Annotated in this window: 8 protein-coding genes; 4 read left to right on the top strand and 4 right to left on the bottom strand. The window is 66.2% G+C overall.

What is annotated here, in order from left to right; genetic code table 11:
* Positions 1–261: 261 nt before the first annotated feature.
* A complete protein-coding gene (locus tag ACQR1L_RS35050; protein WP_434862469.1) occupies positions 262–1,035 on the bottom strand; it encodes a helix-turn-helix domain-containing protein in 774 nt (257 codons plus the stop codon).
* A 201-nt stretch (positions 1,036–1,236) separates the two neighbouring features.
* Between ACQR1L_RS35050 and ACQR1L_RS35045 the strand changes: the two genes are divergently transcribed.
* The 4 genes from ACQR1L_RS35045 (at position 1,237) to ACQR1L_RS35030 (ending at position 5,885) form a co-directional block, all read left to right on the top strand.
* Positions 1,237–3,501: a marine proteobacterial sortase target protein gene (locus tag ACQR1L_RS35045; RefSeq protein WP_434862468.1), complete on the top strand. Its 2,265-nt coding sequence runs from the start codon at positions 1,237–1,239 to the stop codon at positions 3,499–3,501.
* Between the two features lie 101 nt (positions 3,502–3,602).
* On the top strand, positions 3,603–4,169 hold the full coding sequence (locus tag ACQR1L_RS35040; protein ID WP_434862467.1) for a class GN sortase: 567 nt from the start codon (positions 3,603–3,605) through the stop codon (positions 4,167–4,169).
* 117 nt (positions 4,170–4,286) lie between these two features.
* A complete protein-coding gene (locus ACQR1L_RS35035) occupies positions 4,287–5,003 on the top strand; it encodes a DUF1614 domain-containing protein (RefSeq protein WP_434862466.1) in 717 nt (238 codons plus the stop codon).
* Positions 5,004–5,060: 57 nt separating this feature from the next.
* Entirely contained in the window at positions 5,061–5,885 is an 825-nt protein-coding gene (locus ACQR1L_RS35030; RefSeq protein ID WP_434862465.1) for an MlaD family protein, read from the top strand.
* 29 nt (positions 5,886–5,914) lie between these two features.
* On the opposite strand, the gene ACQR1L_RS35025 is transcribed toward ACQR1L_RS35030, so the two are convergent.
* The 3 genes from ACQR1L_RS35025 to urtE form a co-directional block, all read right to left on the bottom strand.
* Positions 5,915–6,256 carry an FmdB family zinc ribbon protein gene (locus tag ACQR1L_RS35025; protein WP_434862464.1) on the bottom strand — a complete coding sequence of 114 codons (342 nt, stop codon included), beginning with the start codon at positions 6,254–6,256 and terminating at the stop codon, positions 5,915–5,917.
* Positions 6,257–6,355: 99 nt separating this feature from the next.
* Entirely contained in the window at positions 6,356–7,585 is a 1,230-nt protein-coding gene (fmdA, locus tag ACQR1L_RS35020) for a formamidase (protein WP_035648524.1), read from the bottom strand.
* 36 nt (positions 7,586–7,621) lie between these two features.
* Positions 7,622–8,311: an urea ABC transporter ATP-binding subunit UrtE gene (gene urtE, locus ACQR1L_RS35015; RefSeq protein WP_172110383.1), complete on the bottom strand. Its 690-nt coding sequence runs from the start codon at positions 8,309–8,311 to the stop codon at positions 7,622–7,624.
* Between the last annotated feature and the right edge of the window lie 132 nt (positions 8,312–8,443).

Below are 8,443 nucleotides of genomic sequence, written 5' to 3'. Positions count from 1 at the left end.
AACACAGCTCATCCATACAATCCGCCTTGCTTGACAGAGCGGCGACCTGGGTAGTTACCGCTGCGCTCGCAATGACGTCGGTTGATAGTATGCGCAACGATGCAAACTGCCGTAGGGTGGGCAAAGCAGACGCAAGTAGGCGGTTGCGTGCCCACCGTCGTTCGGCATGCTCGGAGCGAATGGTGGGCACGGCGCGCGATGCGGCGGAGCTTGTGACGCAAGCAGTGCGGGCGCGCCTTTGCCCACCCTACGACTAACAACTCACGGCACGCCCTGCACGAACAGCGCGAACGGCTCCTCGATCGTCTTGCGCAGATGCTCGCGATAAAACGCATAGTTCGCATCATCAGCCCCGAGCCGCCCAAAACTCGGCTCCACCACATTCCGCAGCGGCAGCAGCGCAATCGGTGCCGCGATCGGCGTCAGCAGCGAGCCGCGGCCCGCCAGCAAGGTCGTGATGATACCGTACATCTCGCCGGTGATAGTCGGGCGCGATACCGTGATCAGGCGGTGCTGGCCGTGGCGGTTGGTGACGAGGTAGACGAAGCCGGACTGGTTGGGCACGGCGACCTCGCCGAACTGCGAAAAGGCCGCGTCGAGCCGCGCGCCCTCGCGAAACACCAGCGACGAAACCGCATCGTCCCAGACGATGTCGGTGCGGTAGGCGTAGATCGCGTCCTTGTCGCCGAACGACGGCCGCAGGGTCACATAGGTGCCCTCGATCCATTCCACCGCGCGCCGTGAATAGGAGCCGAGGCTGTCCGGGGCGATGCCACCGGTCGGGGGCGGCGGCGCCACCGGCGCGCTCGGCGCCTTGCGCAGGGAGATGCCGAGCGCCTGCTCGAGCCGGACGATGGTCGCGAGCGTGAACGGGCGGCGGCCGCCGAGCGCCTTCTCCAGGGTCGACAGGCTCAGCTTGGCCTGCTCCGCCAGCGCCTGCCGCGACATCCGGCGCCGCGCGATCTCCTCGCGGATGGTCTCCGCCACCTGCCGGCTCTGCTCGTCCGTGAGCTCGCTATTGTCCGATATCGACATCCTGGTCCCTGCCGCATGACCCAGGTCTCTTCTAGCAGACGGACAAAACAGCACAAACCCGGACAGATCAGCCGCCCTCTCGCGCACCACCGGACCGAGCCGGGCGGGCGGCGGCCGAACAAGACCGACCATTCCGCTCGCGGCGATCACGGCGCCCGCTCACTCTCAACCTGCCCCATTCTGTTCGTTGCGGAGCCCCTCATGAGCGACACCATCGACTATGACATCCGCAGCAGCCGCCATCCGGTCCGGTCCTGGATCGTGACCATGCTGCTGTTCCTGCTGCTGCAAGCCGCCGCCGTGGCGCTGGTCGGCTTCACCGCGCTGTTTCTCAGCATCACCCCTGGCTGGTCGGCCGAGGGCCCGCTGGCGCCGCTGACCAGGCCGGGCGACGCCCGCTCCGGCGCGCTGCTGTTCAAGAGCGATGGCAGCTACGTGGAAGCGCCAAGGCTCGGCATCGACGTCGACATCGTGGTGTCGGGCCCGACGGCGCGGGCGCGCGTCACGCAGTTGTTTCGCAACACCAGTTCGCAATGGCTGGAGGCCGTCTACGTCTATCCGCTGCCGCCGGACAGCGCGGTCGACAGCTTGAAGATGATCGTCGGCGACCGCGTGGTGGTCGGCGACATCAAGCCGCGCCAGGAGGCGAAGGTGATCTACGAGCAGGCCAAGCGCGACGGCAAGACCGCGGCGCTGACCGAGCAGGAGCGGCCGAACATCTTCACCAACTCGGTCGCCAATATCGGCCCCGGCGAGACCGTGCTGGTGCAGATCGAATATCAGCAGCCCGTGGCCCAGGTCGCCGGCGAATTCGCGCTGCGGGTGCCGCTGGTGGTGGCGCCGCGCTACAATCCCAAGCCGATCGTGCAGAGCGTCGATCTCCGCCCGGACAGCAACGGCTGGGGCGCGGCGAGCAATGATCCGGTGCCGGATCGCGACCGCATTTCACCGGAGGTACTCGATCCTGCCAAGGATGCTCCGGTCAATCCGACCCGCATCACCGTGCGGCTGCAGGCGGGCTTCGCGCTCGGCGAGGTCAAGAGCCACCACCACCCGGTGACGATCGACAGCCCTGATGCAAAAACGCGTGTCGTGACGTTGGCTGAAGGCGTGGTGCCCGCCGATCGCGATTTCGAGCTCACCTGGAAGCCCGCGTCCGAGAAGATGCCATCGGTCGGCCTGTTCCACGAGCAGGTCGGCGATGCCGACTACCTGCTCGCCTTCGTCACGCCGCCCGCGGTGGCAGCAACGACGCAGCGCCCGCAGCCGCGCGACGTCATCTTCGTGATCGACAATTCCGGCTCGATGGGCGGCACCTCGATCCGCCAGGCCAAGGCCAGCCTGCTCTATGCTCTCGGACGGCTGCAGCCGGGCGACCGCTTCAACGTGATCCGCTTCGACGACACGATGACGGTGCTGTTTCCGTCCTCGGTGCCGGCCGATGCCGAGCATGTCGGCAACGCCACCAGCTTCGTCAGTTCGCTCGATGCGCGCGGCGGCACCGAGATGGTGCCGGCGATGCGCGCGGCGCTCACTGACGACGGCAGCGACAGTGATCGCGTGCGCCAGGTGGTGTTCCTGACCGACGGTGCGATCGGCAACGAGCAGCAGTTGTTCGAGACCATCACCGCGATGCGCGGCCGCTCGCGCATCTTCATGGTCGGCATCGGCTCGGCGCCGAACACCTATCTGATGAGCCGCGCCGCCGAGCTCGGCCGCGGCGCCTTCACCCATATCGGCACGGTCGAGCAGGTCGAGGAGCGCATGCGCGACCTGTTCGCCAAGCTGGAGAATCCGGTGGTGATGGGATTGACCGCGACGTTCTCGGAAGCCTCTGCCGATCTGACGCCCGCCGTGCTGCCCGACGTCTATCGCAACGAGCCGCTGGTGCTCGCGGCCAAAATCGATCGCCTCGCCGGCTCGCTGCAGCTCAAGGGCCGCATCGGCGACCAGCCCTGGACGATCACGCTGCCGCTGTCGGGTGCCGCCGAAGGCAAGGGCCTCTCCAAGCTGTGGGCGCGGCGCAAGATCGGCGATGCCGAGGTGGCCAAGACGATGCGGCAGATGACGCCGGAGGAAGCCGATGGCGCCATCCTCAAGCTGGCCATGGAGCATCAGCTGGTGACCCGCCTGACCAGCCTGGTCGCCGTCGACAAGACCCCGCGCCGCCCTGACGGCGAGCCGCTGCGACTGGCGGAGCTGCCGATCAACCTGCCGGCCGGCTGGGACTTCGAAAAGGTGTTCGGCGAGCGCGGACGTCTGCCGGCGATGAAGGATCGCCGCGCCGAGGGCGATGGCGAGGTGCAGCTCGCTGCCCTGAAGCGGCCGGTGGTGCCGGCAGCGCCCGCGACGGTCACGCTGCCGAAGACGGCGACTGATGCGGAGCTCAGCATGCTGCTCGGCCTGGGTGTGCTGCTGCTCGAACTGATCTGGCTCGTCGCACTGAGGCGACGGGTTGCCAACTAACTGATGCCGTCATTGCGAGGAGCGAAGCGACGAAGCAATCCAGGGCTGCACACGCGACCCTGGATTGCTTCGCTTCGCTCGCAATGACGAGAGGAGAGAGAATGGCTCGCTTCATCGTCCCGATCGCGGTCGCGCTTGTCGGCGCTGCCCTGTTCGGCCACGGCGCATTCATCCATGCCAAGGCCATCGTCGCCCAAGTGCTGCTCGATCGCGCCTTCAGCCGGACCATCGCGACGGGCCAGCCAGTCAAGCCGTGGTCCTGGGCCGACACCGTCCCGGTGGCACGCATCGAGGTGAAGCGTCTGGGCGTCTCCACCATCGCGTTGGCCGGCTCCAGCGGCCAGGCGCTGGCCTTCGGCGCGGGGCATGTCGAGGGCACGGCCGAGCCGGGCGAGACCGGCATCGCCGTCTACTCCGCGCATCGCGACACGCATTTCCGCTTCCTGCGCGACGTCAAGGTTGGCGACGAGATCGACATCGTCAGGCGCGATGGACGAAGCTTTCGCTACCGTGCCGATGCGGCCCGCGTCGTCCGCTTCGACGAGTCCGGCATCGATCCGCAGGCCGACGAGGCCGAACTGGTACTGTCGACCTGCTGGCCATTCGACGCGCTCACGCAGGGACCCGAGCGCTACCTGCTGCACGCCAGGCTGATCGGCGATCGATGAGTGGAGCAAGCGTGGCCGACCTTGGGAACCAGGCGCCGAATGCCCATTTGTCACGGTGCCGCCCTGATGGGATGATCCCGCCCGGACGACACGGCTCAACTGCGCAGCGCTTTCGACATGCATTCCCAATTTCATTACCTGCCGATCACACCCGCCTTCTTCGCCATCCTGGTGCTGGCGTTCGGCGTCGTGCTCATCCTGATCCAGCTCGGCATCCTGCGTTACGCTTACATGAAGCTCGGCGTCAGTTCTGGGACCGCAATGCTGCTGCTGTTCGGCTCGCTGGTCGGCAGCTATTTCAACATCCCGATCACGATGCTGCCGGGACAGGTCGCGCGCTCCGGCGAGATCATCGACTTCTTCGGCATGCAATATGTCGTCCCGCTGGTGCATCAATGGCCGGGCACCCTGCTGGCCGTGAATGTCGGGGGCGCCGTGATCCCGACCTTGATGTCGACCTATCTCGTGCTGCGCTACCAGCTCTGGCTGCGCGCCACCATCGCGGTGCTGGTGATCGCGGTGATCATCCATGCGATGGCGACGCCGGTGCAGGGTGTCGGCATCGCCGTCCCGGTATTCGCGCCCGTGGTCGTCACTGCCATTCTCGCCTTCCTGCTGTCGCGCGAATATGCCGCGCCGCTGGCCTATATCGGCGGCTCGATGGGCACGCTGGTCGGCGCCGATTTGATGAACCTCGACAAGATCGGCAGCTTGGGGGCGCCCGTGGCCTCGATCGGCGGCGCCGGGACCTTCGACGGCGTGTTTCTGACCGGCATCCTCGCGGTGCTGCTGGCCGGCCTTGCCGCCCCCTCCCGCCCGGGCCTGGCGCGCTGAGCTTTCAACCAGCGGCATTAGCGGCTAAAATCGAGCAGAGGCAGCCACGGACCCGGAATGCGCGCGATCAATCTTATTGTCGGAACCCTGACGATCGCGATCGTCGCGGCCGGGATCAGCGGTGTCCTGATCAAGCAGAAGCGCCGCATCGCCGAGCAGCGCAGCACCATGCGCGTCGTGTTCGACGGCGGCTCGGCGGCGGGCCTGCGCAAGGGCGGCCCGGTGAATTTCGACGGCGTGCAGGCCGGGCAGATCCTGTCGATCAATCTCGAAAGCCCGCGCAAGATCGTCGCCATGATCACGCTCGACAAGTCCGCCCCGATCCGCAAGGACACCACCGCCGGCATCGAGTTCCAGGGACTGACCGGCATCGCCGCGATCTCCCTGGTCGGCGGCGCGCCGACCGCGCCTCCCGTTCCGCTCGACCGCGACGGCTTGCCGGTGCTCACGGCCGATCTCAAGGACCAGGAGACCATGGTCGAGACGGTGCACAACATCGACAAATACGTCGTCAGCAATGCGCCGGCGATCAAGGACGCGCTGCAGACCTTCGAGACCGAGACCGCCTCGCTCCAGGCCAAGACCGCGGCCTTCGATTCCGCGATCGACAAGGCCGAGGACATCTTCAAGGGCTTCGATACGCTGGTCACCAAGATCGACGGCGCCATTCCCGGCTTCGCCGATGGCAACCCGGGGCAGTTGTTCGATCAGATCAAATCGATGCGCGAGCTGGTCGACAGCTTCAAGCGCAAGTCCGCGAAGGTGATCGACGAGAGCCGCAAGACGCTGGTCGATATCAGCGACAGTGCCAACGCCATGACCGTCAAGTTCGGCGGCCAAGCGCCCGCACCAGGGCCACGCCGGGTCCCGGCGTCCCGCTAGGGGACGGCGCCTCGCGCCGCCCCTGGCGCTCAGTGGCTGATCATCCAGGGCCGCGCCGTCGGAAAGCCCTTGGCGCCGCTTTTGGTCTTGGTCATCAGCCGCGGCGACTTCTTCGGCGAACAGCAGCCGCAGCCCGGCCCATGCTTCGCCTTGTATTCCGCGAGCGTCTGCGGCGCGTGGCGGCTGCGCTCGTTGGTGGCATGCGCCGTGCGCCGCTCCGCCGGCATGCAGGCAAAGGCGGGCGCAGTGAGGATCACGCGCGGCGCCATGTCCTGGCATTGCGGGCACACTTGCGGATCATCACATTCCGCCATCGGGCGCATGTCGGTGAACGGCCCGCATTCGTCACAGAGATATTCGTAGACCGGCATTGTCTCGTCTCCTGCGCAACTTCGTCTCTCCCCTCCGCGCGGCGGATGCGGGGCGGCCAGATACGCAGCCGTCCCGCACCCCGTCGCACAGGGAGACCGTTATTTGTCCGGCGAGATCGGCATCTGGATGTCGCCCGTGATGTGCTTGATCGGTCCTGCGGCCGACGGCATCACGTCGAAGTCGAAGATCTCGGTCGGCAGCCACAGGGTGGCGCAGGCATTGGGCACGTCGACGACGCCGGAGATGTGGCCCTGCACCGGCGCGGTGCCGAGGATCGAATAGGCCTGGGCGCCGGAGTAGCCGAACTTCTTCAAATACTCGATGGCGTTGAGACAGGCCTGCCGATAGGCGATGTGAACGTCGAGATAGTGCTGCTTGCCGGCCTCGTCGACCGAGATGCCCTCGAAGATCAGGTAGTCGCGATAGTTCGGCGTGATCGGCGACGGCTTGAAGATCGGGTTCTTGATGCCGTACTTCGCCACGCCGTCCTTGATGACGTCGACCTTGATGTGCAGCCAGCCGGCCATCTCGATCGCGCCGCAGAAGGTGATCTCACCGTCGCCCTGGCTGAAGTGCAGATCGCCCATCGAGAGACCGCCGCCGGGTACGTAGACCGGGAAGTAGATCTTCGAGCCGCGCGACAGGTCCTTGATGTCGCAATTGCCGCCATGCTCGCGCGGCGGCACGGTGCGGGCGCCCTCGGCGCCGATCTTGGCCTTGACGTCGCCCTTGGCCTGGCCGGCATGCGCTGTCGGCGCGAACGGCGGGTTGGCGAGGCCCGGCACGCGGGTCGGGTTGGTCGCGATCAGCGCGGTCTCGCGCTCATTCCAGGTCGCGAGCAGCTTCGGATCCGGCAGACAGCCGATCAGGCCGGGATGGATCAGGCCGGCGAAGTTCACGCCCGGCACGTGGCGCGACGAGGTGTAGAGGCCCTTGATGTCCCAGATCGACTTCTGCGCCAGCGGGAAATGGTCGGTCAGGAAGCCGCCGCCGTTCTGCTTGGAGAAGAAGCCATTGAAGCCCCACAGGCTCTCCTTGAGTGGGCCGACATCGAGCAGGTCGACCACCAGCAGGTCGCCGGGCTCGGCGCCCTTGACGCCGATCGGGCCCGAGAGGAAGTGCACGATCGACAGGTCGATGTCGCGCACGTCGTCGGCCGAGTCGTTGTTCTTGATGAAGCCGCCGGTCCAGTCATAGGTCTCGATGATGAAGTCATCGCCGGGATTGACCCACTCCACCATCGGGATGTCGGGGTGCCAGCGATTGTGCACCTTGTCGTTCTCGTAGGCCGACTTGGTCAGATCGACCTTGATCAGTGTGTCAGGCATCAAGAGCTCCCCTTTACCTTTGCTTGGACGGAGTGGTTAGACGGACAGATATTTGGACACCTGAGCGGCATCGACGGAGTCGCGCGGATCGTCGCGGACGATCTCGCCGTTCTCGATCACCAGCACGCGGTCGGCGATGTCGAGAGCGAAGCTGAGCACCTGCTCGGAGACAACGATCGACAGCCCCTTCTCGTCGCGGATGCGCTTCAGGGTGCGCGCCATCTCCTTGATGATCGACGGCTGAATGCCTTCGGTCGGCTCATCGAGCAGCAGCACCTTGGGCTTGGTGGCGAGCGCGCGCGCGATCGCGAGCTGCTGCTGCTGGCCGCCGGACAGATTGCCGCCGCGGCGGCCCTTCATCTCCAGCAGCACCGGAAACAGCTCATAGATGTCGCCGGGCACTTCGGACTCGCCGGACACGACGAGGCCGGTCTCGATGTTCTCCTTGACCGTCATGGTCGAGAAGATCATGCGGCCCTGCGGCACATAAGCGAGGCCCTTGGCGACGCGCTCGTAGCTCTTCATGCCGGAGAGCTCGGAGCCGTCCATCGCGATCGAGCCGCTCTTGGCGGGCAGGATGCCCATCAGCGACTTCATCAAGGTGGTCTTGCCCATGCCGTTGCGCCCCATGATCGCAACGATCTCGTTGGGCGCGACCTTGACGTTCAGGCCATGCAGCACCTCGCTCTGGCCATAGGCGACATGGAGATCGGAGATTGCGAGCATCGGATGTCTTCCTATGCAAGGTGGAGTGAGACCGCCGGTCGAGCGGCATTGGCACTGGGCCCCCCTCCCCCTTGCGGGGAGGGGTTGGGGGTGGGGGTCTCAGCAAAGACTGCCCGTGTGGACCCCCACCCC

Origin of the sequence: Bradyrhizobium sp. HKCCYLR20261 (assembly GCF_051168435.1) — a bacterium.
In the GTDB taxonomy this organism is placed as follows: domain Bacteria; phylum Pseudomonadota; class Alphaproteobacteria; order Rhizobiales; family Xanthobacteraceae; genus Bradyrhizobium.
Note: the sequence above shows the minus strand (reverse complement) of the source record. Positions and strands in the feature narration are given on the sequence as shown.

Excerpts from the sequence above, each read along its gene's own strand:
- ACQR1L_RS35050 (WP_434862469.1), bottom strand. The coding sequence starts at position 1,035 with ATGTCGATATCGGACAATAGCGAGCTCACGGACGAGCAGAGCCGGCAG.
- ACQR1L_RS35045 (WP_434862468.1), top strand. The coding sequence starts at position 1,237 with ATGAGCGACACCATCGACTATGACATCCGCAGCAGCCGCCATCCGGTC.
- ACQR1L_RS35040 (WP_434862467.1), top strand. The coding sequence starts at position 3,603 with ATGGCTCGCTTCATCGTCCCGATCGCGGTCGCGCTTGTCGGCGCTGCC.
- ACQR1L_RS35035 (WP_434862466.1), top strand. The coding sequence starts at position 4,287 with ATGCATTCCCAATTTCATTACCTGCCGATCACACCCGCCTTCTTCGCC.
- ACQR1L_RS35030 (WP_434862465.1), top strand. The coding sequence starts at position 5,061 with ATGCGCGCGATCAATCTTATTGTCGGAACCCTGACGATCGCGATCGTC.
- ACQR1L_RS35025 (WP_434862464.1), bottom strand. The coding sequence starts at position 6,256 with ATGCCGGTCTACGAATATCTCTGTGACGAATGCGGGCCGTTCACCGAC.
- fmdA (WP_035648524.1), bottom strand. The coding sequence starts at position 7,585 with ATGCCTGACACACTGATCAAGGTCGATCTGACCAAGTCGGCCTACGAG.
- urtE (WP_172110383.1), bottom strand. The coding sequence starts at position 8,311 with ATGCTCGCAATCTCCGATCTCCATGTCGCCTATGGCCAGAGCGAGGTG.